The organism is Brachybacterium sp. UNK5269 (genome assembly GCF_049266655.1).
GTDB lineage: Bacteria > Actinomycetota > Actinomycetes > Actinomycetales > Dermabacteraceae > Brachybacterium.
This window is the reverse complement of the sequence record NZ_CP184883.1, coordinates 2,412,793-2,437,784: the sequence shown is the minus strand read 5'-3', so window position 1 is coordinate 2,437,784 and position 24,992 is coordinate 2,412,793. Positions and strand designations below refer to the sequence as shown.

General features: G+C 75.9%; 23 protein-coding genes. 12 read left to right on the top strand and 11 right to left on the bottom strand.

Annotated features, from left to right (window positions below):
• Nucleotides 1-13: 13 nt before the first annotated feature.
• The 4 genes from ACOJUI_RS11450 to ACOJUI_RS11435 are packed head-to-tail and all read right to left on the bottom strand — an operon-like array spanning nt 14 to nt 1,779.
• Nucleotides 14-466, bottom strand: a complete 453-nt coding sequence (locus tag ACOJUI_RS11450) for a hypothetical protein (RefSeq protein WP_422115086.1) — start codon at nt 464-466, stop codon at nt 14-16.
• Nucleotides 427-681, bottom strand: a complete 255-nt coding sequence (locus ACOJUI_RS11445) for a hypothetical protein (RefSeq protein WP_422115085.1) — start codon at nt 679-681, stop codon at nt 427-429. Before ACOJUI_RS11445 ends, ACOJUI_RS11450 begins: the two co-directional genes overlap by 40 nt.
• Nucleotides 671-835, bottom strand: coding sequence for a hypothetical protein (locus ACOJUI_RS11440; RefSeq protein ID WP_422115084.1), 165 nt, complete (start codon nt 833-835; stop codon nt 671-673). The genes ACOJUI_RS11445 and ACOJUI_RS11440 overlap by 11 nt, the downstream gene beginning before the upstream one ends.
• On the bottom strand, nt 799-1,779 hold the full coding sequence (locus tag ACOJUI_RS11435; RefSeq protein ID WP_422117660.1) for a coenzyme F420-0:L-glutamate ligase: 981 nt from the start codon (nt 1,777-1,779) through the stop codon (nt 799-801). Before ACOJUI_RS11435 ends, ACOJUI_RS11440 begins: the two co-directional genes overlap by 37 nt.
• A 151-nt stretch (nt 1,780-1,930) precedes the next feature.
• Here ACOJUI_RS11435 and ACOJUI_RS11430 point away from each other — a divergent pair, with 151 nt between their 5' ends.
• The 3 genes from ACOJUI_RS11430 to ACOJUI_RS11420 are packed head-to-tail and all read left to right on the top strand — an operon-like array spanning nt 1,931 to nt 7,238.
• The gene (locus ACOJUI_RS11430) at nt 1,931-2,230 is read left to right on the top strand and encodes a WhiB family transcriptional regulator (protein WP_422115083.1); all 300 of its coding nucleotides are present in this window, start codon (nt 1,931-1,933) and stop codon (nt 2,228-2,230) included.
• 12 nt (nt 2,231-2,242) lie between these two features.
• Nucleotides 2,243-5,611 (top strand): glycosyltransferase family 2 protein, encoded by a 3,369-nt coding sequence (locus ACOJUI_RS11425; RefSeq protein ID WP_422115082.1) that lies wholly within the window; start codon nt 2,243-2,245, stop codon nt 5,609-5,611.
• On the top strand, nt 5,604-7,238 hold the full coding sequence (locus tag ACOJUI_RS11420) for a DUF5719 family protein (protein ID WP_422115081.1): 1,635 nt from the start codon (nt 5,604-5,606) through the stop codon (nt 7,236-7,238). The genes ACOJUI_RS11425 and ACOJUI_RS11420 overlap by 8 nt, the downstream gene beginning before the upstream one ends.
• Here ACOJUI_RS11420 and ACOJUI_RS11415 read toward each other — a convergent pair.
• Complete coding sequence (locus tag ACOJUI_RS11415; protein ID WP_422115080.1) at nt 7,235-7,690, bottom strand: metallopeptidase family protein; 456 nt, start codon at nt 7,688-7,690, stop codon at nt 7,235-7,237. The genes ACOJUI_RS11420 and ACOJUI_RS11415 overlap by 4 nt on opposite strands.
• Nucleotides 7,691-7,754: 64 nt before the next feature.
• Here ACOJUI_RS11415 and ACOJUI_RS11410 point away from each other — a divergent pair, with 64 nt between their 5' ends.
• Nucleotides 7,755-8,168, top strand: coding sequence for a DUF3499 domain-containing protein (locus tag ACOJUI_RS11410; protein WP_422115079.1), 414 nt, complete (start codon nt 7,755-7,757; stop codon nt 8,166-8,168).
• Nucleotides 8,161-9,813: a phosphomannomutase/phosphoglucomutase gene (locus tag ACOJUI_RS11405; RefSeq protein ID WP_422115078.1), complete on the top strand. Its 1,653-nt coding sequence runs from the start codon at nt 8,161-8,163 to the stop codon at nt 9,811-9,813. The genes ACOJUI_RS11410 and ACOJUI_RS11405 overlap by 8 nt, the downstream gene beginning before the upstream one ends.
• Nucleotides 9,814-9,870: 57 nt before the next feature.
• Here the strand turns inward: ACOJUI_RS11405 and ACOJUI_RS11400 are convergent, their stop codons facing one another.
• Entirely contained in the window at nt 9,871-10,722 is an 852-nt protein-coding gene (locus ACOJUI_RS11400; RefSeq protein WP_422115077.1) for an RDD family protein, read from the bottom strand.
• Nucleotides 10,723-10,838: 116 nt separating this feature from the next.
• Between ACOJUI_RS11400 and ACOJUI_RS11395 the strand changes: the two genes are divergently transcribed.
• A complete protein-coding gene (locus tag ACOJUI_RS11395; RefSeq protein WP_422115076.1) occupies nt 10,839-11,834 on the top strand; it encodes a stage II sporulation protein M in 996 nt (331 codons plus the stop codon).
• Nucleotides 11,835-12,062: 228 nt separating this feature from the next.
• Here the strand turns inward: ACOJUI_RS11395 and ACOJUI_RS11390 are convergent, their stop codons facing one another.
• Genes ACOJUI_RS11390 through ACOJUI_RS11370 form a run of 5 tightly spaced genes read right to left on the bottom strand, consistent with a single transcriptional unit; the run spans nt 12,063 to nt 17,401 of the window.
• Entirely contained in the window at nt 12,063-13,361 is a 1,299-nt protein-coding gene (locus tag ACOJUI_RS11390; RefSeq protein WP_422115075.1) for a DUF58 domain-containing protein, read from the bottom strand.
• An 11-nt stretch (nt 13,362-13,372) separates the two neighbouring features.
• The gene (locus ACOJUI_RS11385; protein WP_422115074.1) at nt 13,373-14,368 is read right to left on the bottom strand and encodes an AAA family ATPase; all 996 of its coding nucleotides are present in this window, start codon (nt 14,366-14,368) and stop codon (nt 13,373-13,375) included.
• A complete protein-coding gene (locus tag ACOJUI_RS11380; protein ID WP_422115073.1) occupies nt 14,365-15,567 on the bottom strand; it encodes a DUF4350 domain-containing protein in 1,203 nt (400 codons plus the stop codon). The genes ACOJUI_RS11385 and ACOJUI_RS11380 overlap by 4 nt, the downstream gene beginning before the upstream one ends.
• Nucleotides 15,564-16,268: a DUF4129 domain-containing protein gene (locus ACOJUI_RS11375; protein WP_422115072.1), complete on the bottom strand. Its 705-nt coding sequence runs from the start codon at nt 16,266-16,268 to the stop codon at nt 15,564-15,566. Before ACOJUI_RS11375 ends, ACOJUI_RS11380 begins: the two co-directional genes overlap by 4 nt.
• Nucleotides 16,268-17,401: a glycerophosphodiester phosphodiesterase gene (locus tag ACOJUI_RS11370; protein ID WP_422115071.1), complete on the bottom strand. Its 1,134-nt coding sequence runs from the start codon at nt 17,399-17,401 to the stop codon at nt 16,268-16,270. The genes ACOJUI_RS11375 and ACOJUI_RS11370 overlap by 1 nt, the downstream gene beginning before the upstream one ends.
• Before the next feature lie 209 nt (nt 17,402-17,610).
• On the opposite strand from ACOJUI_RS11370, the gene mtrA reads away from it, so the two are divergent.
• The 6 genes from mtrA (at nt 17,611) to ACOJUI_RS11340 (ending at nt 24,892) form a co-directional block, all read left to right on the top strand.
• Nucleotides 17,611-18,297, top strand: a complete 687-nt coding sequence (gene mtrA, locus ACOJUI_RS11365) for an MtrAB system response regulator MtrA (protein ID WP_422115070.1) — start codon at nt 17,611-17,613, stop codon at nt 18,295-18,297.
• A gap of 16 nt (nt 18,298-18,313) precedes the next feature.
• Complete coding sequence (gene mtrB, locus ACOJUI_RS11360) at nt 18,314-20,035, top strand: MtrAB system histidine kinase MtrB (protein ID WP_422115069.1); 1,722 nt, start codon at nt 18,314-18,316, stop codon at nt 20,033-20,035.
• Nucleotides 20,032-21,732 carry a GerMN domain-containing protein gene (locus ACOJUI_RS11355; protein ID WP_422115068.1) on the top strand — a complete coding sequence of 567 codons (1,701 nt, stop codon included), beginning with the start codon at nt 20,032-20,034 and terminating at the stop codon, nt 21,730-21,732. Before mtrB ends, ACOJUI_RS11355 begins: the two co-directional genes overlap by 4 nt.
• A gap of 9 nt (nt 21,733-21,741) precedes the next feature.
• Nucleotides 21,742-22,614, top strand: coding sequence for a ComF family protein (locus tag ACOJUI_RS11350; protein ID WP_422115067.1), 873 nt, complete (start codon nt 21,742-21,744; stop codon nt 22,612-22,614).
• Nucleotides 22,615-22,776: 162 nt separating this feature from the next.
• Nucleotides 22,777-23,472 (top strand): ribosome hibernation-promoting factor, HPF/YfiA family, encoded by a 696-nt coding sequence (gene hpf, locus ACOJUI_RS11345; protein WP_422115066.1) that lies wholly within the window; start codon nt 22,777-22,779, stop codon nt 23,470-23,472.
• Between the two features lie 85 nt (nt 23,473-23,557).
• Nucleotides 23,558-24,892, top strand: a complete 1,335-nt coding sequence (locus tag ACOJUI_RS11340; protein WP_422115065.1) for a winged helix-turn-helix domain-containing protein — start codon at nt 23,558-23,560, stop codon at nt 24,890-24,892.
• Nucleotides 24,893-24,992: the final 100 nt, after the last annotated feature.

Below are 24,992 nucleotides of genomic sequence, written 5' to 3'. Positions count from 1 at the left end.
GCCGCGGCGGGGCTCAGATCCGGCCCGTCACCGACTCCTCGCGGGCCTGGTGCTCGCTGACCACACCGGCGGGGCCGACGATCCCGCCCCCGGCCAGCAGCGCTCCGAGCACCTGCGCGGCGGCGGGCAGGCCGTCGGCCGCCACCAGCAGCCGCGGGGCGGCGCCGGGCCCCGGCGTCACGGGCGGCCGGGGCGCCGGCCCGCTCCAGGCGGGCAGCGCCACCTGCAGGCGGTCCGGGCTGCCGCGCACCTCGCTGAGCCAGTCATGGGCCAGGGCCGGCAGCTCCCCGTCGTAGCGCGGGGCGAGCGAGACGCCCTGGACGGCGAGGACCTCGTCGGCGCGCCGCGCGAGCGGGGAGTCGGGACGGTCGGTGACCACGACGCGCGGCTGCTCGGGAGCGTCCTCGGAGCCGGCTCCGAGGAGGCTCACCTTCGCGCCGAGCGACCAGGCCGCCAGGGCCAGCACCAGGCGCTTCCAGTGCGGGGGAGGTCGAGCACGACCGTCTCGCCCGGCTCCAGTGCGATCTCGTCGTGCAGGTGGCCGATCGACTTGATCACCCAGTTGGCCAGCACATGACCGGACAGCTCGATGCGGGCGGCCTCCCCGTACCAGGCCAGCGCCGGGTTCGGGCCGCTGCGCTCGAGGGCGCCGAGCAGCAGGCGGGCGGTGTCAGCGGTCATGGGGAGGCTCCTGGGGGTCGGGGACGGACAGCTCGATCGTGATCTCGGGCAGCGGGGCGCCGAGCGACTCGGCGCCGAGCGCGGTGCGCAGCCGCTCGGCGAGGGTGGCGGCGTCGATCAGCGCGGCCGCCGAGGCGCCCGCGGCCTCCACCACGATGACGTCCGGGATGTCGGCGGCCCCGGTGAGGACCGGGCGGGCGGTGGCGGTGGACGGCGCCTGGCCGGGACGGGGGAGGGCGGCCACCTGCAGGGCGCGGGCGATGCGCTCGGCGGCGGGCTCCGGGGACATCCGCGCGATCGGCTCCTGCTCGGCGCCCAGCCCCAGGGCGACCCAGACCGACTCGAGGCTGGGCCGGCGGAACCAGTCGTCGGCGCCGGTGCGCGAGAGCTCCCGGGCCGGGACGTCGCCGGCGGTGGCCCCGCCCACCCCCGCACCAGCGCGGCCGGGATCCCGTTGGCCTTGCCCTTGACCAGGTCCGCGGCGGCGGCGAGCTCGTCGGCGAGGTTCCGCACCGTGACCGTCAGCTCCCGCCCGTCGGCGTCGAGGGCCCCGCGCAGGTCCTGCAGCGCGGCGACCCCGGCGGCCCCCAGGGCGATGTCCCCGACCCCCACCCGCCAGATCCGCGAGGAGGTGTCGGTCAGCAGCAGCCCGAGCTCCACCCCGAGGTGCGCCGTCAGGGCGTCGCGGAGCTCGCGGGCGCAGGCGTCGGGGTCCTCGGGCAGCAGCAGCGGTCCGTCCGGCGCATTGGAGGAGTCCACCCCGGCGGCGGCCATCACCGGTCCCGAGGAGATCTGGACCACCGAGGTGACCTGCCGGGTGTGCAGGCGCCGCGCGACGGTGCGGACCGCCGCGGCCCGGATCGCCTCCTCGCGCCGGGCCGGGTCGACGCGCAGCCCGAGCGCCTTCGAGACCACCTTGGTGGACAGGCACAGCACGTCGCCGGCGCGGGGGGCCAGCGGCCGCAGCGCCGCGGCCAGCAGCGCTGCGAGGTCGTCGCCCTCCCGGATCTCGCCGAGCCCGCGCACCGGCGTCACCGTGACCGTCCCGCCGCCGGGGGCGTCGGGGGAGGGTTCGGGGACCTGGGCGGGCGGGGGCATGGGGGACACGGGGTCCTTCCGTCAGTGTGATTCGAGGGGCGCGGGCGCCGCGACGCGCCGGGCCCGCTTGACGCACCATAACTACACCGGTGTACTTTAAGGCCACGAGGGCCCTTTCGTGGTCGACTCAGCAGCGGAAGGAGTGGTGGCGATGAACGACGAGCAGATCGAGGCCGACGCTCGTGCCGAGCTGTCCCTGCTCGACATCGCCGGGAGCGCCTCCGACGATGCCGAGTCCTCATGGCAGGAGCGCGCCCTGTGCGCGCAGACCGACCCGGAGGCGTTCTTCCCCGAGAAGGGCGGCTCCACCCGCGAGGCGAAGAAGGTGTGCGTCTCCTGCGAGGTGCGCGCCGAATGCCTCGAGTACGCCCTCGAGAACGATGAGCGCTTCGGGATTTGGGGCGGGATGTCCGAGCGCGAGCGTCGCAAGCTCAAGCGCCGGGTGGTCTGACATCCTTCCCTGGTGAGCGCCCGTCATGTCACTGCCGTCGTCCTGCTGAGCGGGTCGACCGGCGCGCCCTCCCAGCGGGCGACGCTCGCCGCCGTCGGCGACCAGACCCGATCGGCCGATCATGTCCTCGCCGTCGTCCCCTCGGACCTTCCTGAGGAGAACCGCGCGGCGCTCGCTGCAGCCGTCGCCGCCGGCACCGTCCACGAGACCCTGCCCGTCTCCGCCTCCCTCGGCCGGGCCGGCGCCGTCCAGGAGACGCTCGAGCTGCTCTCCCGCCGCGCCCAGGACCCCGCCGCCGGGGAGGACGCCGACCCCGAGCGCACTCCGACGCCGGACACCGGCCCGGCCGATCCCGCGCAGCCCCGCCGTCGACGGGTCCGCCAGGTCGATGTCGACGCCGTCGAGCGCGAGCGCACCCAGCACGCCGAGGACCTCGCCCGGGTGCCGCAGCGCCTGCGGCGCGCGGGGCCCCGCCCCGGTCGCCGCGTCGGCGCGACCGCCGGGGCCGAGGACGGGCCCTGGCTCTGGTTCGTGGTGGACGGCGCGATCCCCGGGCGCGACGCCCTCGCCCGCCAGCTGGAGATGCTCGAGACCTCCCCGCACACCGCCGTGGTCGGCGCCAAGCGGGTGCGCCGGGCCGCGCCCACCGCCGGTGAGCAGGAGCCGCCGCTGCGGCCGGAGGACGCCGACGCACTGGTCGACGTGGGCCTGGCCCTCACCCATGGCGGTCGCGTCGTCACCGGGGTCGAGCCCGGGGAGATCGACCAGGGACAGGCCGACTGGCGCCAGGACGTGCTCGCCGTCCCGCTGCCCGGCATGCTGATCCGGGAGCAGACCCTGCGCGAGGTCGGCGGCCTGGACCCCGACCTGCCCGCCCCCTGGGCGGAGATCGACCTCTGCCGGCGCATCTGGCGCGCCGGCGAGCGGGTCGCGGTGCAGGCCACCGCCCGGGTGCTCCACCCGGCGCCGACCCGTGACCGCCTCGAGCGCCTCCGCGAGCAGCGCACCGGGCAGATCCTGGTGCTGCTCAAGCATCGCCGGCCGTCGCACGCCCTGCTGACCCTGCTCCTGCTGCCGCTGCTGACGCTGCTGCGGATGCTCGGCGCGATCGCCGCCGCCGCACCCCGCTCCGCGCTGATGGAGCTGCGCGCCGCGGCCGCGGCCCTGCCCCGGGTGCGCCGGGTGCTCGGCCGCGGCCGGCGCGACCGGCGCCGCGCGCAGGTGCCCCGCGGACGCCTCGCCCCGCTCTACGTGCCGCGCGGCGAGGGGATGCGCCGCTGGATCGAGGACGTCTGGAACGGCCTGGCCGCCGACGACGACCGTCAGCGACGGATCCGCCGCACCACCTGGGGCATCGCCGGCACCCGGCACGGGGTCGACGACGCCGACTACGGTCGCCACATCCTGTGGACGGTGGTGGTGGCGCTGTTCGCCGCCGTGCTGGGCCTGAGCGCCCTGCGCGGCCTCTTCGGCCGCGGCGAGCTCGTGGGCCCGGGCCTGCGGCCCGTGCCCGAGAGCTGGACCGCCCGCTGGGAGGCCGCCTGGGCGAGCTGGATCCCCGGCGGGCTGGGGGAGCGCGGACCGGGGGACGCGCTGGTGCGCCTGCTGGGGCATCTGCCCTTCGGCGGCTCGCTGCTGGTCGAGATCCTGGTCTTCGCCGCCGTGCCCGCGAGCGCCCTGTGCGCCTGGTGGGCCGCCGGGGCGATCACCCGCGCGGTCGGCGCGCGACTGGTCATCGCGACCGTCTGGGCGCTGGCACCGCCCCTGCTGGGGGCCCTCAGCAGCGGTGCCTGGCCGCTGCTGCTGGTCCATGCGCTGCTGCCGCTGCTCGCCCTCGCCGTGGGCCGCGCCGTCGGACTGCCCCACAAGGTCTCCCAGGCCAGCGTCCCCGCGGCGGCCGCGGGCGGGCTGCTGCTGCTGGTGATCGGCGCCGTGCAGCCGGCGCTGGTGGTGCTGGTCGCGATCGCGCTGGCGCTGGTGGCGATCGCCGCCCCCGGCCGGCGGCTGCGCCTGCTGTGGGTGCTGGTGCCGTCCCTCGCCCTGCACGCCCCGTACCTCCCGGTGCTCCTGGCGCATCCCGAGACGCTGCTCGCGGTCGCCGGGGTGCCGCCCGGCCCCGGCAGCGCCACCCCCGCGGACCTGCTCGGGCTGTGGCCGGTCGCGACCGGCCTTCCCGAGCTGCTGGCCCCGCACGTCGGCGCCACCGCCGCGCTGCTGCTGCCGCTGCTGCCGGTGGCCCCCGTGGTGCTCGCCGCCCTGGCGTCCCCGCTGCTGGCAGGGGCCGCCGGCCGGGCGGGCCGCTTCAGCGTGCTGATGGCCGCGCTCGGGCTGCTCGCGGTGCTGCTGTCGCGCAGCACCTGGACCGCGGTCGCCGACGGGCAGCCGGCCTCGCCGCCGCTGCACGCACTGCTGAGCCTGACGCTGCTGGCGCTCGCCGTCGGCGCCGCCGCCTCCTTCGACGCCCTGGCCCGCCGCGAGCCCGGCGACACCCGCTCCCGCCGGGTCGTCACCGGCGCGATCGGCACCGTGGTGGCCGCGGCCTGCCTGGTCACCGTGGTCGGCGGGAGCCTGCTGCTGCCGGGCCTGCTGCGCCTGGATCGCGTCGAGGGCGGCGGCGTCCCGGCCGCCGCCGCGGACCAGGGCCGCACCGAGGCCCGCGCCCGGGTGCTGGTCCTCGCGCAGCAGGAGGACGGCGCGGTGCTCGCCCGCCTCGTCGTCCACGGCGGGGACTCGGTCATCCAGCACGCCGTGGTCGCCGACGCCCGCGACCTCGACGCCGTCGCCGCCGGGGAGCCGCTGGATGGGGATGCCGCCTCGGGCGCCCTGCGCGAGGCCGTCGCGGGGATGCTCTCGGCGGGCGCCGGCGCGGACGAGCAGAGCGCCGCGCCCCTCGCCATCGCCTACGTCGTGGTCCCCGGCGACCCCGCCGAGCAGTCCGAGCTGCTGCGCATGCTGGACGCCTCCGGGATGCTCGAGAAGGTCACCGAGGGCAGCCGGGGCGGGATGTGGCGGGTCATCGAGGCCGCCCCCCGCGCGGTCGTGACCGGGGGCACCGCCCCGGTCCCGCTGCCCAGCGGGATCATCGACGCCGGGGGCGCGATCCCGGGCGCGGAGGCGGAGCGCACGGTGGTGCTCTCCGAGCGCTTCGACACCCAGTGGCGCGCCACCCTCGACGGCACCGAGCTCGAGCCGCTCCGCATCGACGGCTGGGCGCAGGGCTTCACGGTGCCCGCCGGGGCCGGGGGCGAGGTCGCCATCCATCGCGACCAGCCCCTGCGCCTGCTCTGGCAGCTCCTGCTGTATGCGGCGACCGAACTGACCGCCCTGATCGCGCTCCCGTGGCGCGTGCGCCCCCGAGCGGCGGAGGAGATGTATGGCTGAGAACGCTGACCGCAGCGAGCACGAGGACCCGGCGGCGCCCCGGGCACCGCGCCGCGGACCGGCGCGGCCCCTGCTCGCCGTCGCCGCGCTGCTGCCCCTGCTCCTGGCCGGGGGCGCCCTGGCCACCACCGCCCCGCCGGAGCCGGGCCCGGTGGCGCGGGCCGAGTCCGCCTCCCAGCCCGGCGCGAGCACCCGCTGGTGCCACGGCCCCCTGCAGCTGCCCGAGGCCACCCTCGAGTCCGGTCCCGACGCCGACCTCGCCGTCACCCCTCCCACCGCGACCGTCACCCTGCGCTCGGTGTCCGTCGAGCCCGCCTCCTCGCTGCTGTTCGGCACGGTCAGCGGCTCGCAGACGCTGCAGGAGGAGGACGGCTCCGTGCGGGCCCCCACGATCACCGCGGCCGACGCCGCCGGGGCGGTGCTCGAGGAGGAGTCCGCCTCCCAGGACCTGGGGCTGTCGGTGCAGAGCCTGGGCCCTGTCGCGGCAGCGCCCCGGGTCAGCACGGCGACCTCCCAGGGCGGGCGCCCGGTCGCCGACGTGGTCCAGTCCACCGCCACCCGCGCCGGGGACTTCCGCTCGCTGGCGCTGACCCGCTGCGCGGAGCCGGCCACCGAGGCCGCCTTCCTCGGGGTCTCCACCGCGCCCGGGGACAGCTCCGTGCTGGTGCTGCGGAACCCCACGCAGCGTCCCGCGACCGCCTCCGTGCAGGTGTGGACCGAGGCCGGGCCCGCCGCGATGGCAGGCCGCAGCCAGGTCGTCGTCGCCCCGGGCGAGGAGCAGCGGGTGCTGCTGGAATCCGTGATCCCCGGTCAGGAGGCGGTGGGCGTGCAGGCCTCCGTGCTCGGCGCACCGCTGTCGATGCACGTGCAGACCACCGAGCGCGACGGCCTCACCCCGGGCGGGGCCGAGATCCTCGACCCCCTGGCCCCGGCGGCGAGCGAGCAGGTGATGCCCGGGGTGGACGTCGCCGGCACCGCCCCCGTCCTGGTGATCGCCAATCCCCGCGGCGCGGACACCACCGCCGACGTCGAGGTCTCCGGCCCCCAGGGCCCCGTGGACGCCGCCGCCCTGACGGACCTCGAGCTCCCCGCGGGCGCCGTGGTCAGCACCCCGCTGGCGGGACTGCCCGACGGGACCTACGCAGTGACCGTGCGCGCGCAGGAGCCGGTCACCGCGGTCACCCGCAGCGTCCGCACCGGCGTGGACCTGCCCGGGGACACCGTCGGCGCCCCGGTCGACCTCACTCTGGTGACGGCGGCCCCCGCGCTCTCCTCCCAGGGCGTGACCGCGCTGCCCGCCCAGGGCGCCGCCGGGCAGCTGACCCTCACCGCCACCGCGGACAGCGCGGTCACCGTGATCCCGCTGGCGGCCGACGGCGGGGCCGGATCACCGCTGAGCATCGACGTCGCCGCGGGCGCGACCGCCACGGTCACCTCCGACCAGCTGCGCATCGGCGGGGCCTCGGCCGCCGGGATCTCCCTGGTGCCCGAGGTGCCGGGTGCGGTGCACGCCGGCTGGATGCAGCGCGAGAGCGACGGCGCCGGCGGGGTGCTGCTGTCGGCCCTGCCGGTGCTGCCCGCGAGGGCCGGCGAGGAGTCCGTCACCGTGCGCCTGGGAACGGACTAGTCCGACCAGGCCTCCGGGTCGACGTCCTCGGGCGCGATGTTCAGCAGCGAGCCGATCTGCTCGGACAGCACCTGCCGCACCAGCAGCTCGAGCTCCTGCTCGCTCGCGCACCGGGTCTGCAGCGGCCGGCGGTAGACGATCACCCGCGCCGGATGCTCGCGAGACGGCGGGATCGCCCGTCCCAGCAGCACCGTCGCATCCTCCCAGGGCGCCGGATCGCTCGGCGGCACCTCCTCGACCAGCACCTGCAGATGCGCGAGGCGCCGGGGGAAGCGCTCGGTCAGCGCCGCCCCGGAGTCGGCGACCAGGTCGTCGAAGCGCTCGCGCCGGGTGCGATAGCCGGGCAGGTGCGGCGGGATCAGGTCCCAGCGCCGGCCCCGACCGCGGCGGTCGCGGCGCCGGGGACCCTGACGGGGGCCCGGCGTCCCGGGGCGGAGGGGCTCGACATCCATGGACGCACTCTAACCGGGCCGCGCCGCCCCCGGGCGAGCGCCGGACCTGCGTACACTGCAGGATGTGCCTGCTCGTGAATGCTCCCGGACCGCCTGCTCGCGACCCGCTGTCAGCTCCCTGACCTTCGTCTACGCGGACTCGACGGCGGTGCTGGGCCCCCTGTCCCGCCACAGCGAGCCCGACGCCTACGACCTCTGCGGCGAGCACGCCGCCAGGATGACCGCGCCGCGCGGCTGGGACCTGCTGCGCGTCGCCGGCGGCGAGGACGTCACCGACGACCTGGTCGCCCTCGCCGAGGCCGTGCGCCCCCACTCCCCGCAGAGCTCGCCGGCCGCGCCGCCGGCGCCGACCGGGCCGCCGTCGCCGACCGGGCCGCCGTCGCCCACCGGGACGCCGTCCCGCGACCGCCGCCCCCCGGCCACGAGCGCGGCCCCGCCCGCCCGTCACCTCCATGTCGTCAGGACCACGCATGACTGAGACCGCCCGCCCCCGGCCCGACCTCTCGCACCTCGTCAAGGCCTCTGACGTGCGCGGAGTCGCCGGCGAGGAGCTCACCATCGAGGTGGCACGGGCGCTCGGGGCCGCCTTCGCCGACGTCCTCGCCTCCCCCGAGCTGATCGTCGCCCATGACATGCGCCTGAGCTCTCCCGAGCTGTCGGCGGCCGTGATCGACGGGGCGGTGCGGCGCGGTGCGATCGTCGCCGACGCGGGCCTGTCCTCGACCGACCAGCTCTACTGCGCCTCCGGACTGCACCGGGCGGCCGGGGTGATGGTCACCGCCTCCCACAACCCCGCCCCCGACAACGGGCTGAAGCTGTGCCTGCCCGGGGCCCGCCCGGTCGGTCGCGACACCGGTCTCGAGGAGGTCCGCCGCCGCGCCGAGGACTACCTCGCCGCGGGCACCATCCCCGTCTCCGGCGAGGGCCGCGCCGAGGCCCTCGACACCCTGGCGGACTACGTGAGGACCCTGCACGGCCTGGTCACCATCCCGGGCCCCCGGCGCCTGCGGGTGGTGGTCGACGCCGCCGACGCGATGGCCGGGCACACCGCCCCGGCGGTCCTCGGGGACCTGCCGCAGGTGGAGCTGATCGAGCTCCACTTCGGCCTCGACGGCCGCTTCCCGCACCATCCCGCGGATCCGCTGGATCCCGAGAATCTCCGCGACCTGCAGGAGGCGGTGCTCGCGAACGGCGCCGACCTGGGGCTCGCCTTCGACGGCGATGCGGATCGCTGCGTGGTGCTCGACGAGACCGGCACCCCGGTGCCGCCGTCGGCGATCACCGCGCTCATCGCGCAGCGCGAGATCGCCCGTGCCCGCGCCGCGGGGGAGGAGCGCCCGGCCGTGGTCGCGAACCTCGTCTCCTCCCGGCACGTGGCCGAGACGATCGCCGCCGCGGGCGGCGAGACGGTGCGCGCCCCCGTCGGCCACTCCCTGATCAAGGCCCTGATGGCCGAGCACGACGCCGTCTTCGGCGGCGAGCACTCGGCCCACTACTACTTCCGGGACTTCTTCTTCGCCGACTCCGGCATGCTGGCCGCGCTGCACGTGCTCGCCGCCCTCGCCGAGTCCGACGGCCCGGCCTCCGCGCTGGTCGCCGCGCACCACCCCTATGCCGCCAGCGGTGAGATCAACTCCCGGGTGCCGGACGCGGCCGCCGCGCGGGAACGGGTGCGCGCCCATGTCAGCACCCTGCCCGGGGCCCGCACCGACGAGCTCGACGGTCTCACCGTCGTGCACTGGGACCAGGACCTGGCCGCCGAGGACCGCTGGTGGTTCTCGCTGCGCTCCTCGAACACCGAGCCGCTGCTGCGGCTGAACGTCGAGGCCGAGCGGGCCACCACGATGGCGAGGATCCGCGACGAGATCCTCGCCGTCGTGCAGCACGAGGACCTGGCGGCTCCGGCTCCGGCGCCGGCCGCGGGCGCGAGCGGCGCCGACGTGCCGGGCTGGGTGCGCTCGATCCTGCGCTGCCCGGACTGCGGCGGCGAGCTGCGCGACCTCGCGGCCGCCTTCGGGTGCACCGCCTGCGGGCGGGTCCATCCCGTCGAGGGCGGGATCCCCGTCCTCATCGCCGGGCGGCAGCCGGCCCCGCCGGCGGCGGCGGCGACCGAGGAGCGGTGAGCCCGCTTCGGCGGTGAACCCGCTCGGGTAGTGAACCCGCTCGGGCAGTGAACCCGCTCAGGCGGTGAACGCGACGGCGCGGACCTCGGCGGACAGCTCCCGCTGGCGGGCCTGATGGCGCCGCAGCCGCTCCTCGTCCCGTCGGGAGCGCTCCGCGACCACGGCGGCGAGGAACTCCTCCGGCGCCGTGCCCGGAGGCGGCGCCGGGGCGACATGGGGCAGGGTGCGGCGCAGCAGGTCCCGCGAGAGCTGATGGCGGGAGGCAGGGTTGATGGTCTCGGCGCGCGGCAGGAACGAGCGGATGTCCTGCATCAGCGTCACCGGCAGGCGGCCGACGTCGGCGGCGCGGGCCCAGTCGCTCAGCGCGGCGGGCACCTCGAGGCGATCGGGCTCGAGGCTGCGCATCCGCTCCTGGATCACCATGGTGCCGGCCAGCAGGTCCCCCACCCGGCGCGAGCGACGATCGATCACCGAGCAGGTCAGGGCGACCGCCCCGGCCGTCGACCAGATCTCCAGCATCGCCATCACGGCGCGGATCAGGCTCTGGCGCACATGCACCGGCCCGCCGTCGTCCCGCACCACCCGGGTGCCCATCACCAGCCGGCCCACCGACCGTCCCCGCAGCAGCAGCTCGCACAGCACGGGATAGCCGACGTAGGCGATCACCGACATGGTCAGCACCGCCGCGGCGATCAGCCCGTCGTCGAGCTCGGCGCGGGCGGCGCCCCAGGCCACGGCCACGATCCCGCCGACCAGGAGGGCCAGCTGCAGGGCGCCGTCGAGCGCCGCGGCGAGCATGCGGCTGGCGAAGGAGGCGGTGCGCAGGTCCAGCAGCACGGCGTCCCCGGTGATCAGCGCGTCCCGGTCGGCGGCGGGGGAGATCGCCGCGGCGGAGCCCATGGTTGCCATGGCCCCATCCTGACAGGCCCGCCCCGCCCCGGTCAGCATCGAGCGTCGGCTTCCGACGCCGTGGGCTCCGACTTTCGTCGGCCGTCCGGCGGTCGGCGGCGACCTACGCTGAGGTGGTGGACACCGACGCCTTCATCGCCGTGCACCGGCCGCAGTGGGACCGCCTCCAGGAGCTGACCGCCAGGCGCTCCCTCGGCGCGGACGACATCGACGAGCTGCTGTCCCTGTACCAGGAGACCTCCACCCATCTGTCCACGGTGCGCTCGACCAACCCCGACCCGGCGCTCACGGCCCGGCTCTCGCTGCTGGTCCATCGGGCGCGGCTGCGCATCACCGGCACCCGCACCCCGCTGTGGAAGCACGCCCGCACCTTCTTCTGGGAGGACCTGCCGGCGGCGCTGTACGAGGCGCGCTGGACGGTCGCCCTCGCCGCCGGCATCTTCCTGACCGCGACCGTGGTCACCGGCGTCTACTTCGGACTGGACCCCACCGCGCGGGCCCTGGTGGTGCCCGAGGCACAGCAGCGGTCGCTCGCGCAGCAGGACTTCGTCTCCTACTACTTCCAGGGCGAGGCCTCCGGCTTCGCCGCCCAGGTGTGGACCAACAACGCCTGGATCACCGTCCAGGCCGTCGTCTTCGGCGTCACCGGGATCTGGCCGGTGATCATGCTGCTGCAGAACGGGCTGAACATCGGACTCTCCGCCGGGGTGATGGCGGCCTACGGCGGCCTGGACACCTTCTTCGTCTACATCCTCCCGCACGGCCTGCTCGAGATCACCGCGGTGCTGGTCGGGGCCGGGGCGGGTCTGCGCACCTTCTGGGCCTGGGTGCGGCCGGGCCCGATGCCGCGGCTGTGGGCCCTCTCCCACGCCGCCCGCTCACTGGTCACCGTCGCCATCGGCCTGGTGCCGGTGCTGCTGGTCTCGGGGTTCATCGAGGCGTTCGTGACGCCCAGCTCCCTGCCGCCCGCGGTGCGGCTCGGCATCGGGGTGCTCGCCTGGGCCGCGTTCATGGTGTTCATGCTGGGCCGCGGCCGCCAGGTGCACCGCGCCGGGGTCACCGGCGACCTCTCCGAGGAGCTGATCGGCGCGCACGTCGCCACCACCGGCTGAGCCGGAGCCGCCCCGCGACCGGGCCCGCCTGCGATCGAGGCCCGAGCGACGAGGAATGCGCAGTTCTGTTCCAGATAGAGCCGGATCTGGAACAGAACCTGGCCCGATCCGGCCACCCGGCCACCGGCCACCGGCCACCGGCCACCGGGCACCGGGCGCCGGGCGCCGGGCGCCGGGCGCCGGCCATCGGCCGCCGGGACGCGGTTCCCGGGCAGCGCCCCCGCGCCGTCAGAGCCGGCCGGCGGCCTTGAGGGCGAGGTAGGCGTCGGCCAGAGCCTGCGGGGCGCGGTCCGGCGGGGCATCGACCACATGGGCGCCCACCCGCTCGAGGGCCTGCGAGACCCCGGAGCGCTCGCCGCGGGCCTGCTCGGCCGCGGCCGCCAGGTACACCGCCTCCAGGTCCCCCCGGCCGGCGGCGAGGTCCTCGAGCGCGGGATCGGCCACCGACGCCACCACCAGCGGGTGGTCCCGGGCGATGCGGGCCGCGACCGGCAGCAGCCCGGTGTGCACGACGGAGGCCTCGACGGGGGTGATCAGCACGACCAGCGCGCCGCGGCGGGCACGATCGGCGATGGTGCGCGCGGCCAGCTCCCAGTCGGTCTCCACCAGCGCCGGGTCCACCGCCGCGGTGGCGGTGACCATGTCGTTGAGCGCCTTGGTGCGGGTCGAGCCGAGCACCGAGACGTGGGTGATGCGGTCCACGCACATCAGGTCCACCCGGTCCCCGGCCTGGCCGGCCAGCGCCGTCAGCAGCAGGGCGGCGTCGAAGGCGGAGTCCAGCCGGGTCGAGTCGCCGAGCCGGGCTGCGGAGGTGCGGGAGGTGTCCACCACGATCAGCACATGCCGATCGCGCTCCGGGCGCCAGGTGCGCACCACCACGGAGCGCCGCCGGGCGGTGGCGCGCCAGTCGATCGAGCGCACGTCGTCGCCGTCGACGAAGTCGCGCAGCGAGTCGAACTCGGTGCCCTGGCCGCGCTGGTGGATGGCGGCCAGGCCCTCGATCTCGCGCAGCCGCTGCACCCGGGAGGGCAGGTGGCGGCGGGAGCCGAAGGGGTGCAGGGCGAGCATCCGGCCGGGGGCGTCGGCCCGCGCCGTGCGCCGGGCCAGGCCCAGCGGACCGCGGGAGGCGATCAGCAGGGCGCGGGAGCGGTGCTCCCCGCGCCGGGTCGGGGTGAAGGACTGGGGGATCGCGCGTCGCTCCTGGGCCGGCAGGCGCAGGGCCGAGCGCTGGGCGTCGAGGCCGGCCGTCGGGTTCCAGGCGTCGCGCACCTCGAGGGACGCGGGCCGGGAGGAGGTGTTGGTCAGCAGCAGGCGCCCGGTGACCGTGCTGCCCAGCCGCACCTGCGTCGGCGAATCGCGGCGCACCCGGATGCTGGTCGGCGCGGCGGCGAGGACCGCGTCCGCGAGGACCACCAGCGCCCAGAGCGCCGCCAGCACCAGCAGCACCCACCACTGGGGCCACAGCACGATCACGGGCAGCGCGAGCAGCGCGACCAGGGCCGCGCGCGGGGTCAGGGAGATCCTCATCGCGGCCGTCCTCAGCGGGGGACCGGCACGGAGGCGAGGGTGGCGGCGAGCACGGACTCGACCTGGGTGCCCTCGAGCTCGGCCTCGGTGGTCAGGCGCACCCGATGGGACAGGGTGGAGGGGACCATCGTCTTGACGTCGTCGGGGGTGATGAAGTCGCGTCCGGAGAGGTAGGCCCAGGCGCGGGCGGTGCGCAGCAGGGCGATCGCGCCGCGGGGGGAGACGCCGAGGGCCAGGCTCGGGGAGCGACGGGTCGCGCGGCACACGTCGACGATGTACTGCACCACCGGGTCCTCGGCGACCACCCGGGAGACGTCCTGCTGGGCGCGGTGCAGGGAGGGGACGTCGACCACCGGACGCAGCCCCATGGCGGCGAGGTCGGTGGTGTCGAAGCCGCCGGCGTGACGGCGCAGCACGTCGAGCTCCACGTCCCGCTCGGGCAGCGGCATCACGGCCTTGAGCAGGAAGCGGTCCAGCTGGGCCTCGGGCAGCGTGTACGTGCCGTCGAACTCGATCGGGTTCTGGGTGGCGATGACGAGGAAGGGATCGGGCAGGGGCCGGCTCGCGCCGTCGACCGTCACCTGGCGCTCCTCCATGGCCTCCAGCAGCGCGGACTGCGTCTTCGGGGGCGTGCGGTTGATCTCGTCGGCCAGCAGCAGGTTGGTGAACACCGGTCCCTCGCGGAACACCAGGTCGCTGGTGGTGTTGTCGTACACCAGCGAGCCGGTGATGTCCCCGGGCATCATGTCCGGCGTGAACTGCACGCGCCGCATCCGCACGTCCAGGGCGGCGGCGAGGGAGCGCACCAGGAGGGTCTTGGCCACGCCCGGCACGCCTTCCAGCAGCACGTGGCCGCGGCACAGGAGAGCCACGACGAGGCTGGTCACGGCCGCGTCCTGGCCCACCACGCCCTTGTGGATCTCGGCCGACAGGGCCTGCAGGTGGGCGCGGGTGTCCTGGTCGAGGGCGGCGGCGGGCGGGACGGTGCCCTGGGTGGTGTCGGTCATCGGTCGATCTCCTTCTCGAGACGGTCGAGGTCGTGCGCGAGGCGCACGAGGTCCTGGTCGCTGGTGACGGGGGCGGGGCCGAGCAGCGCGCGCAGCTGCTCGGGGGAGTGGTCCACATGGGCGCGGAGCGCCGCGATCAGGCCGTCCAGCGCCCGCTCGTGGCGCAGCCCCAGGGTGTCCGCGAGGCGGCGCGCCGCGGCGGTGCGCAGTGCGGTCGCCGCGGCGTCGCGCTCACCGGACTGCTGGAGCAGCCGGGCCCGCCCGCGCACCATCTCCTGCGGGCGCACCGTGACCGGCAGCGGCTCGATCACCACCGGACCGAACCGGCGACCGAGGGCCACCAGGGCGATCGCGGAGACCATCAGCAGCCACAGCCCCAGCGGTCCCGCCCAGTCGGGCAGATGACTGGTCAGGGACTGCGAGGCCGTGCCCATCGGGTCGGTGGCCGAGGGCACGTACCAGGTCAGCTGCCCGGCGCCGCCCAGGGCGTTGAGCGCGAGCGCGGAGTTGTCCGCCTCGCCCACGGTCTCGTTGGTCAGCAGGTCCGCGCTGCCGAGCACCAGCAGCTCGCCGTCGCGCGCGACCAGGGAGCCCCCCTCGACGTCGAAGCAGCTCTCGGCGTCGCCCGCGACGCGGTAGAGGGTGGCCGGTCCCCGCAGCCCCTCCGCGCCGGGCACCGACAGCACCCGGGCCCGATGGGAGAGGTCGCCGCATCCGGACCCGGCGGGCACCACGGCCGGCGCGCGCAGCACCCCCTCGGGGACCAGCAGCGGGCTGAAGTACGACAGGGTGATGAAGTCGGGCTGGACCAGCACCAGCCGGCCCGCGCTCTCCTCATGGGCCGCGGCGAGCGCATCGAGCTGCGCGCCGGAGAGGGCCGCCGGGTCGGTCACCAGCACGGTGCGGCCCGCGCGCAGGGACTCGGCGGCATCGGCGGTGTGGCGCTGCACGCCCACCTCGACCCCGAGCTCGCCGAGCACCTCGACGACGGCCTTGGAGCCCTGCGCGGTGGGGGCGTCCGGCTCGAGCGGCCCGTCCTGGTAGAGGCCGCGGAGTACCGAGGCGAGCACCGCGGCCAGCACCGCGAGCACCACCAGGACGATCAGCAGGGGGCGGCGCCCGGTGGCGGGGGCCGGCGACCCGCCGGTGGTCGGGGCCGGCCGCCGCGTCGCGCCGGCCGGGGCGGTGAGGGTGCTCATCGCGCCGGCGTCCCGGCCGGGGTGCCGCGCTCGTCGCGGAAGCCGTCGAGGTCGCCCGCGGCGTCGTCGGGCTCGGTGGCGGAGAGGTCGGGAGCGGATTCCGCGATGTACTCGGCCAGTCGCAGCATGTCCTCGGCCTGCTTGGCGGTGGCGGAGCGATGGGAGTAGGCGGCGGTGTCGAAGGCGGCCGCGCCCAGCTGCAGGCGGCCGCGCAGCTCGGGGTAGGACAGGGCGGCGCGGTGCGCGGCCTCATGGGCGGTCATCCCGGCGGTGACGTCCAGCAGGGTGCGCTCCTCGAGGTCGCGCACCAGCGCGCGCAGTGCCAGCACGGTGCCGTCGTCCAGCCGGCCGGCGGTGATCGCCTCCCGCGCCGAGGCGCGCAGCTGCGGGGCGCTGAGCACGGGCTCCGCATCCAGCTCCGTCGCCACGACCAGGGCGTGGCTGCGACGGATCAGCCCGGTGCGGCGCAGCACCAGCACCACCACCGCGATCAGGGCCAGCCCGAGCAGCACGGCGACGCCGGCCTGCGCGGCCGAGGAGCCGTCGATGCCGTCGACCAGCTCGAGCAGCCAGTCCTCGATGGTCGCCAGCAGCCAGGCGACGAAGCCCGGGGAGTCGTCGTACTCCGCCTCGGCGAGCTCCTCGAGCATCCGGGAGCGGGCCTCGTCCGGGTCCACGGGCGACGGAGCGGCCGGTCGCATCAGGAGCCGTCCGGGTTCCAGGAGGCGCGGGCGCGCCGGGTCAGCTCCACGTCCCAGGCCTCATGGCGCATGCGGCCGTCCGCGTAGACGGCCACGTAGCCCGCGGAGAGGAACGGGGCCAGCACCACGCTGGCCGCGAAGCTTCCCACCATCGTGAGGATGGTCAGCACGGCCACCCCCAGCACGATCGCCTGGCCCCCGCTGGCCAGCAGGATCACGACGTAGAGCACGGTGGCGACGGTGCCGAAGACCCCGGCGATGACCTGCACCGCGACCATGTACAGCAGGTACAGCAGCACGGCCACGCCGAAGACCCGCCACAGCCGCCGGCCGGCGGTCAGCGCGAAGCCCCGCCGGAGCGCGGCGAGGACCCCGAGCTCCTCGATGACCAGCGCGGGGACGGCGAGCACGGTGCGCGCCCAGACGTAGAGCATCGCGAGCACGCCGAGCAGCAGACCCACCAGGATCGCCCCGATCGTCAGCACCGTCGGCTCCTGCAGCAGGACGACCGGCAGCACCCCGAGCGCGGTGGGGACCGAGAAGGCGATCACGCTGAGCAGGCTGATCACCAGGGTCACCGAGACGGCCGCCAGGCCCCGGCGGCGCATGAGGGCCCACATGTCGGCATCGGTGACCGGCTCCCCGGTCGCCTCGCCGATCGCGACCTTGGTCAGCGCCACCGTGACCAGCGCCGCGGCGAGGATGGTGAGGACGAAGGTGATCGCCGAGGACACGATCGTGGCCACGACGTCAGCGGCGCTGCCGAAGGCGGCCGGTTCCGAGCTGCCGGTGGGATCCTGCATGACGGCCTGCAGGTCCCCGATCAGCGGGACCATCCCCGCCCCGGTGGTGATGGTGATCAGCACGAAGGCGACGCCGTAGACGACCGCCGCGACCCCCAGCACGGACCGGGCCCGCAGCCGGTAGATCCGCACCGCGGCGCCCAGCACCTCGCCCAGGCCCAGCGGGCGCAGCGGGAACAGGGGCATGGAGGGGACCAGCTCGCGGCGGGGGCCGCCCTGGGTCCCGGTTCCGCCCGGCGGGATCGCGCCGGCGGGGGCGACCATGGGGGTCTCGTCCTGGGGCTGCTGGCCGGCTGCGGCGGCGCCCGGTGCGGTCCATCCCGTGCTCATCGGTCCTCCTGCTGGTGGCGGGGCGGGCATGCCGGGGGCGTGCGCGCCGTGGTGCTGTCCTCGACCCTACGGAGTGGTGGACCCCGCACCGATCCGACGAACGTCGATGACCGCGCGTCTTCCGGCTCCGCCTGAGGGATCGGGGGGTGCGGACGGCCCTCGGCGATCCGCCTGCCCGGCCCGGGCCCCGCCGGTGGCACAATGGGTCCATGACGACGCCTTCACGGATCCTCGTGGTCGATGACGATCAGGCGATCGCCGAGATGGTCGGCATCGTTCTGCGCGGCAAGGGCTACGAGGTCGCCACCTCGCCCGACGGCGCCTCGGCCCTGGAGACGTTCCCGCGCCTGCGCCCCGATCTCGTCCTGCTGGACCTCATGCTGCCCGGGATGGACGGCATCGAGGTGTGCCGGCGGCTGCGCCGGGAGTCCGGGGTCCCGATCATCATGCTGACCGCCCGCACCGACACCGCCGACGTGGTCGAGGGGCTCGAGGCCGGCGCCGACGACTACCTCACCAAGCCCTTCGAGCCCGAGGAGCTGGTCGCCCGGATCAAGGCCCGGGTGCGTCGGGTCGAGGCCCCCACCACCGAGACCCTCGCCATCGGCGACCTCACGATCGACGTGGACGGCCATGAGGTGCGCCGCGGCGACGAGCCGATCCCGCTGACCCCGCTCGAGTTCGACCTGCTCACGCAGCTGGCCCGCAAGCCCTGGCAGGTGTTCACCCGCGACGTGCTGCTGCGCGACGTGTGGGGCTACCGGCACAGCGCCGACACCCGGCTGGTCAACGTCCACGTCCAGCGGCTGCGCTCGAAGATCGAGCACGACCCCGAGAGCCCCCGGATCGTGGTGACCGTGCGCGGCGTCGGCTATCGCGCCGGGGGCGTCTCCTGAGAACGCCGGCCCGCCCGTGACCGTCCCGGCCGCCGCTGCGCCGCAGGGGTCGCTGAGCACCCGGGCGGTGCATGCCGCCGATCCCCGCAGCTGGCCGCTGGCCCTGCGGGTGGTGCTGGTGACCACGCTGCTGTCGATGCTCGCGATGCTGGCGGTCGGCGCCTACCTCTCCTCGGTGATCGCCGACGGGCTCTACGAGCAGCGCCGCGACCGGGTGCTCGAGGAGACCGTCGAGGTGCGGCGGGACCTCGTGGACTCCCTGGCCCAGCTCTCCGGGGCCACCAGCACCCAGCAGCAGGACGCCGCCAACGCCTTCGTCCAGGCCGCCGGCGGGCGGGGCGGCGGCGACCGCCGCGAGGTGGCGCTGGTGCCGGTGGAGACCTCCGCGATGGTGTTTCCGGTGGCCTCCTCGGACCGCACCCTCTTCGACGAGGTCGACGAGGAGTTCGCGGCCAGTGTCGCCGAGCAGCCCGATGCGATGTCCTGGCGCTCGATCGGGCGCGACGACGGCGCCGGCAGCATCGAGCCGGCCCTCCTGGTGGGCACCCGGGTGATCGTGCCGGGGGTGGGCTCCTACGACCTCTACCTCGTCTACTCGATGCAGGAGGAGCAGTCGACGCTGGCGTTCGTGCAGCGGGTGATCCTGGGCGGCGGCGCGGTGCTGCTGGCGGTGATCATCGGCATCGCGATCGTGGTGGCGCGGCTGGTGACGACGCCGCTGCGGCGCGCCGCGCAGGCCGCCGAGCGGATGGCCGGAGGGGATCTCAGCAGCCGCGTGGAGGTCGCCGGGGCCGATGAGCTGGCCCGGGTGGGGGAGTCCTTCAACGACATGGCCCGCAGCCTCCAGCAGAAGGTCGACGACCTCACCGAGCTCTCCCGGCTCCAGCAGCGCTTCGTCTCCGACGTCTCGCATGAGCTGCGCACGCCGCTGACCACGATCCGGATGGCCTCCTCCGTGCTGGACTCTCGGCGCACGGAGCTGCCCGGGGACCTGCAGCGCACCGTCGAGCTGCTCGCCGCGCAGGTCCAGCGCTTCGAGGTGCTGCTGGCGGACCTGCTGGAGATCTCCCGCTTCGACGCCGGCGCGGCGGAGCTCGAGGCCCACCGGCAGGACCTGGACGCCCTGGTGGTGCGGGCGGTCGAGGACGTGCGCCCGCTCGCGGAGGCACGGGGCTGCCTGCTGGACGTGCGGCTGTCCGGCGGGGACATGCGGGCGGTGGTCGATGCCCGGCGGGTCGACCGGATCCTGCGCAACATGCTGACCAACGCGATCGAGCACGGCGCCGGCCGGCCGGTGCTGGTGCAGTCGGCGTCCGATCAGGAGGCGGTGGCGGTGGTGGTCCAGGACTTCGGGCACGGCATCTCCCCGGAGGCCGCCAAGCGCGTCTTCGACCGCTTCTGGCGCGCCGACCCCTCCCGGGCCCGGACCCTCGGCGGGACCGGGCTGGGACTGTCGATCTCCGCCGAGGACGCGCGACTGCACCACGGCTGGCTGCAGGCCTGGGGTCAGGAGGGCCAGGGGGCGGTGTTCCGGCTGACGCTGCCGCGTCGGCCCGGTGCGGTGCTGGTCCGCTCACCGCTGCGGCTCGAGCGCTCCTTCGACCGTCGACTGGCCGATGCCGCCGTCTCCCCGACCCCGACCGGGGAGATCCGGATCGGGCCGGGGATGCTGCCGGACCTCGACGAGCTCCCCGGTGAGGCGAGCTCCGAGCCCAGTCCGACCGGGGGTGAGCGATGATCCCGGGGCGACGCGATGTGCTGCGCGCGGTCGGTGCCGCGGCGCTGCTGGGCGTGGGGGCGGCGTGCGCCCGCATCCCCACCGAGTCCCCGGTCGGCAGCCGCGCGCTGAACGGCCAGTCCCGGCCGGGAGCGCCCTACGTGCGCGCCCTGCCACCGCCGGTCGATGCCACGCCCGAGCAGGTCGTGGCCGGGTTCGTGCAGGCCGGAGTGGGGTCGGAGGACGACTTCGCCGTCGCCCGCGCCTACCTCACCGACCGGGCCAGTGCCGTCTGGGAACCCGCCGCCGGGATCACGGTCTACTCCGGCAGCCAGGAGCTGCAGGTCCAGGAGGCGGGTCCCGAACGCCGGCGGCTGGTGCTGCAGGTCGTCGCCCTGGTCGACGCGAGCGGTGTGCGCAGCCTGCTGGCCGGGCCCTCCCCGCGGGAGATCGAGGTCTCGATCGAGCAGGTCGAGGGCCAGTGGCGGCTGAGTCAGGCGCCCGACGGGATCTTCCTCTCCGAAGCGGCGTTCGAGACCCTGTACGCCCCGGCCCGCCTCTACTTCCTCGACGCGCGTCGGCGGCACCTGGTGCCTGACCATCGCTGGGTCCCGCTGCGCCGCGGCGCGGACACCGTGCTCGAGTGCCTCGTCGCCGGCCCGGCGGCGCACCTCGAGGGGGCGGTGCTGAGCGAGATCCCCGACGCCGTCGGCGCCGTCGACACCCTCCTGGCCACCGGACCCGACGGTCACGCGCAGGTCGAGGTGCCGCGCGCGATCACGGCGCTGCCCGCCGAGCGGCGGTCCGCGGCCCTGTCGCAGCTGGAGTCCTCGCTCCGCTCCCTGCCCGCGCTGTCCGGTGTGGCCCTGGTGCTGGACGGTCAGCCGATCGCCCTGGACGAGCGCACCCGCATCGAGCGCGCCCTGCCGGGGCACCGACCGATCGCGGCGGGCCCCACCGGGGTGATCTCGCTGGCCGATCCCGGCACCGGGACGCCGGCCCAGCTGGTCCCGGCGCTGGCCGGGACGGCGCTGGCCTCCCCGGTGATCGCCCAGGACGGCGTGCTCGCCGCCGCCCAGAACCCGGCGCGCTCGACCGTGCTGATCGCCTCGACCGACGACTCGGTGCCCCCGCGGGAAGCGGCCACCGGCGGTGCCTTCGTCGCCCCCCGCATCGACGACTCCGGCTTCGTGTGGACCTCGACCCGGTCCAGCGCCGGCGTGCTGCTGGCCCTGTCCGGCCTCGGCGCTGACCGCGACGCGAAGGTCGACGCCCCCTGGCTGCGGGGCCGCGAGATCAGGGCGCTGGACCTCGCCGCCGACGCCACCCGCATGCTCGTGCTGTCCGCCGACGCCGGCGGCGCCCGGCTCGACCTCTGCGCGGTGATCCGCGATCCCGACGGCGTCCCGGTCTCCCTCACCGAGCCGGTGCCGGTGCGCACCTTCCTGAGCGACGCCACCCAGGCCGGCTGGTACGACGAGATCGCGACCGTGGTGCTGGGGACCGACCCGACCAGCGGGGACCCGCGGGCGCAGATCGTCGATGTCGCCAGCGGACGGGAGCCGCTGCCGCCGCTGGTCGACGGCACCGACCGCATCGCGGGCTCGGTGGTCGCCGGGACGGTCTGGGCGGGCACCGCCGACGGGGAGCTGCTGCGCACCGACGGCGACAGCTGGACCCTGAGCGACCTCGAGGGCCGCGACCCGTTCTTCTACTGAGCGCTGGCGATGGTTCCTCCCCACCGCCGGCGCGTCCACCCCCGCCGCGGCGCGCTCGACACCGGCGCCGCCCGGCGCTGGGATCGGGGGATGAGGGGTGGGGCGGGTGAGGAGCGGGGCGGGCTGCTGGTCCGGGCCCGGGAGGTGGCCGCCCAGACCTGCGCGCTGGTGGCGCTGCGGCAGTGCCCCTGCGGGGAGGAGGGCACCTGGCTGTGCCGCCGCTGCCGGGCCCTGCTGGAGGCGCCGCCGCAGCGGGTCGAGGCCTGCTGCGACGCCCTGCAGTCACTGACCGCGGCCCGGGTCCGCGAGCACTGGCAGGACGGGATGCCCCTGCCCGCCGGTGTGGACCATGCGCCCCTGCTGCCGGTGCTCGCCCTCGGCGAGTACGGCGGGGACTTGCAGCGCCTCGTGCTGGCCTGGAAGAACGGCGGCATGCTGCATCTCGGCGCCCGGATCGCCCCCGCTCTGGCCCCGGCCGTGCAGAGCCTCGCCGACCAGGCCGGCATCGAGCGTCCCGGCCTGGTCCCGGTGCCGTCGCGCCGCAGCGCCCGGCTGCGCCGCGGGGAGGACCACACGGCGGAGCTGGTGCGGGAGCTGGACCGCCTCGGCTGCGGAGAGGCGCTGCTGCTGCGCGCGACCCCCACCACGGCGCAGGAGGGGCAGGGCGCGCGTCAGCGCCGCACCCGCCGGATCCGACTGTCCGGCGCGGCCTCCCGGCGCGCGGGGGAGCGAGCGGCGGCGGTCGTCATCGTCGACGACGTCGTCACCACCGGCTCGACCCTGCGCGGCATGCACGAGGCGCTCACGGATGCCGGGATGCGCGTGCTGGGCGCCGTGGTGATCGCCTCCGCCCGGGTCCCGCGACCTGCCGATCCCGTCTGAGCGGCCGGGCGGACGTCCAGGAAACATCGAGCGGGACATGGCATGCTAGTGGGACTCGCCACACTCGGCGAGACCCCCTTCATCAGGAGGTGCGACACCCAGCCGAAGAGCCATCGCGGCCGGGCTCAGAGCGGCCGCACCCGGATAGGAGGAGAACCACTCATGGAGATCAATGTCGTCGGACGTCATATGGACGTCCCGGACCGTTTCCGTCGCCATCTCACCGACAAGCTCGACAAGGTCACCCAGTTCGCCCCGGCGGCGCTCCGCGTGGACGTGGAGGTCTCGCAGGAGAAGAACCCCAGGCAGGCCGAGCTCAGTGATCGCGTCGAGCTCACCGTGCACGAGAACGGGACCCTGATCCGCTCGGAGGCCCGCGCCGACGACCTCTACGGCGCCCTCGACGTCGCCTACGGCAAGCTCCTCGAACGACTCCGCCGCGCCCGCGACCGCCGCAAGGACCACCGCCGCGGCCGGGTCCGCGCGCATCAGGGCACCGGGGCCAGCGTGCGCACCATGCCCGCCGACGAGGAGCTGCCCCCCGCCCTCCAGGAGACCCCGCCCGAGCCCGCCGCCGCGGGGACCGACGAGGCGGCCGAGAGCGATGCGAGCGCGAGCGATGCGACGGAGCTCGACCTGGCCGAGGCCGGGCGGCCCGTGGTGATCCGCGAGAAGAAGCACCCCGCGACCCCCATGAGCGTCGACGACGCGCTCTACCAGATGGAGCTCGTCGGCCATGACTTCTTCCTCTTCATGGACGCCGAGACCGGCCATCCCAAGGTGGTCTACCGCCGCAAGGGATGGAACTACGGCGTCATCGAGCTCGAGGCCGAGCAGTCCGAGCAGAAGGCGTCCTGACCACCCTCGCCATCGATCGGGCGGGAGGAGCGCAGCGGCGCCCTCCCGCCCATCGCCGTGCACGGCACGATCGGCCGGAGCGCGGATGAGCGCTGCCCTCAGCTGGCAGCAGGCCCGCCGGATCGCCCTGCGCGCCCAGGGGATGGGATCGGCCCGCCGGGTCGACGTCGGCTCGGCCGCCTCCGGCCGCCGCGCCCTCGCCCGCACCCTGGAGCGCACGCACCTGCTCCAGATCGACTCCGTCAGCGTCTTCGCCCGCGCGCACTACCTGCCCGTCTACACCCGCACCGGCAGCTGGGACACCGCGGTGCTGGACCGGGCCGCGCGACCCGGGCGGGCCCGGATGGTCCGCGAGGCCCTCGCGCACGAGGCCACGTTCACCACCGCGGAGGTCCACGCCCTGCTGGAGTTCCGCCGCCGCGCGGTGGCCCAGCGCGACTGGGGCGCGGTGCGGGAGGCCGCCGGCTCCTCACCCGAGCTGTTCGCCCGCATCCGCGGCGCCCTCGACCAGCTCGGCCCCGCCACCGCCACCGAGATCTCCCGGCACCTGGGCGACCGCGAGCGCGGCGAGGGATGGGGATGGCGCCGCACCTCCACCCAGTGGGCGGTGGAGTACCTGTTCCGCTCCGGGGCGCTGGACTGCGTGGGCCGCAGCTCCCAGTTCGAGCGGCTCTACGTCCCCGCCGCCGAGGCAGACGGACTGCACGAGGCGGCAGGCGACCCCCGCGGACCGGGCGCCCCGGGGACGGAGCCGCCGGACCGGCCCGCCCAGGACGCCCGCGCCCGCCTCGAGCTGATCTCCCGGGCGGCGCGCTCCCTCGGCATCGCCGACCTCGGCTCCCTGGCCGACTACTTCCGCCTGCGCGTGCGCGATGCGCGCGGCCCGGTCGAGCAGCTGCTGGCCTCCGGCGAGCTGCGCGAGGTCGACGTCGAGCACCCCGCCGGGCGGCGGCGCATGCTGCTGCACCGCGACGCCCCCCGCCCGGCGGCGCTGCGCACCGGCGCCCTGGTCAGCCCCTTCGACCCGATCGTCTTCTTCCGGCCGCGGCTGAAGCATCTCTTCGACGTCGACTACCGGATCGGCATCTACACCCCCGCGGCGCAGCGCACCACCGGCTACTACTCGCTGCTGTTCCTGCACGGGGACGTGATCCCCGCCCGCGTGGACCTGCGCGCCGACCGCGGCCGCGGCGTGCTCGAGGTGCGCGGCACCTACCGCGAGCCGCTTCCCCAGCTGCCGTCCCGGCAGCGCCCGGACCAGGACCGGGTGCTCGCCGCGCTCGCCGAGGAGCTGGGCCGGGCCGCGCGATGGCAGGGCCTGGGGAGCATCGAGGTGCTCACCGGGACCGGCAGCGGTGAGCTCTCCGCCGCGCTCGCCGCGCAGCGCCCGCAGATCCCCGCAGCGGCGCCTGCGCGCTGACGGGTCCGTCCGGGGGCCCGCGCCGCCGCGCCGCCGCGTGAGGATGCCCGCAGGAGGTCACCTCCGCGAGCCCGTGACGCATACGATGGGTCAGGCACCA

Coding starts and splice junctions, on each gene's coding strand:
- ACOJUI_RS11445 (WP_422115085.1), bottom strand. CDS start 681: ATGACCGCTGACACCGCCCGCCTGCTGCTCGGCGCCCTCGAGCGCAGC.
- ACOJUI_RS11355 (WP_422115068.1), top strand. CDS start 20,032: ATGATCCCGGGGCGACGCGATGTGCTGCGCGCGGTCGGTGCCGCGGCG.
- ACOJUI_RS11415 (WP_422115080.1), bottom strand. CDS start 7,690: ATGGATGTCGAGCCCCTCCGCCCCGGGACGCCGGGCCCCCGTCAGGGT.
- ACOJUI_RS11375 (WP_422115072.1), bottom strand. CDS start 16,268: ATGCGACCGGCCGCTCCGTCGCCCGTGGACCCGGACGAGGCCCGCTCC.
- ACOJUI_RS11350 (WP_422115067.1), top strand. CDS start 21,742: ATGGTTCCTCCCCACCGCCGGCGCGTCCACCCCCGCCGCGGCGCGCTC.
- ACOJUI_RS11405 (WP_422115078.1), top strand. CDS start 8,161: ATGACTGAGACCGCCCGCCCCCGGCCCGACCTCTCGCACCTCGTCAAG.
- ACOJUI_RS11385 (WP_422115074.1), bottom strand. CDS start 14,368: ATGACCGACACCACCCAGGGCACCGTCCCGCCCGCCGCCGCCCTCGAC.
- mtrA (WP_422115070.1), top strand. CDS start 17,611: ATGACGACGCCTTCACGGATCCTCGTGGTCGATGACGATCAGGCGATC.
- ACOJUI_RS11435 (WP_422117660.1), bottom strand. CDS start 1,779: ATGCCCCCGCCCGCCCAGGTCCCCGAACCCTCCCCCGACGCCCCCGGC.
- ACOJUI_RS11400 (WP_422115077.1), bottom strand. CDS start 10,722: ATGGCAACCATGGGCTCCGCCGCGGCGATCTCCCCCGCCGCCGACCGG.
- ACOJUI_RS11430 (WP_422115083.1), top strand. CDS start 1,931: ATGAACGACGAGCAGATCGAGGCCGACGCTCGTGCCGAGCTGTCCCTG.
- ACOJUI_RS11380 (WP_422115073.1), bottom strand. CDS start 15,567: ATGAGCACCCTCACCGCCCCGGCCGGCGCGACGCGGCGGCCGGCCCCG.
- ACOJUI_RS11370 (WP_422115071.1), bottom strand. CDS start 17,401: ATGAGCACGGGATGGACCGCACCGGGCGCCGCCGCAGCCGGCCAGCAG.
- ACOJUI_RS11420 (WP_422115081.1), top strand. CDS start 5,604: ATGGCTGAGAACGCTGACCGCAGCGAGCACGAGGACCCGGCGGCGCCC.
- ACOJUI_RS11340 (WP_422115065.1), top strand. CDS start 23,558: ATGAGCGCTGCCCTCAGCTGGCAGCAGGCCCGCCGGATCGCCCTGCGC.
- ACOJUI_RS11390 (WP_422115075.1), bottom strand. CDS start 13,361: ATGAGGATCTCCCTGACCCCGCGCGCGGCCCTGGTCGCGCTGCTCGCG.
- hpf (WP_422115066.1), top strand. CDS start 22,777: ATGGAGATCAATGTCGTCGGACGTCATATGGACGTCCCGGACCGTTTC.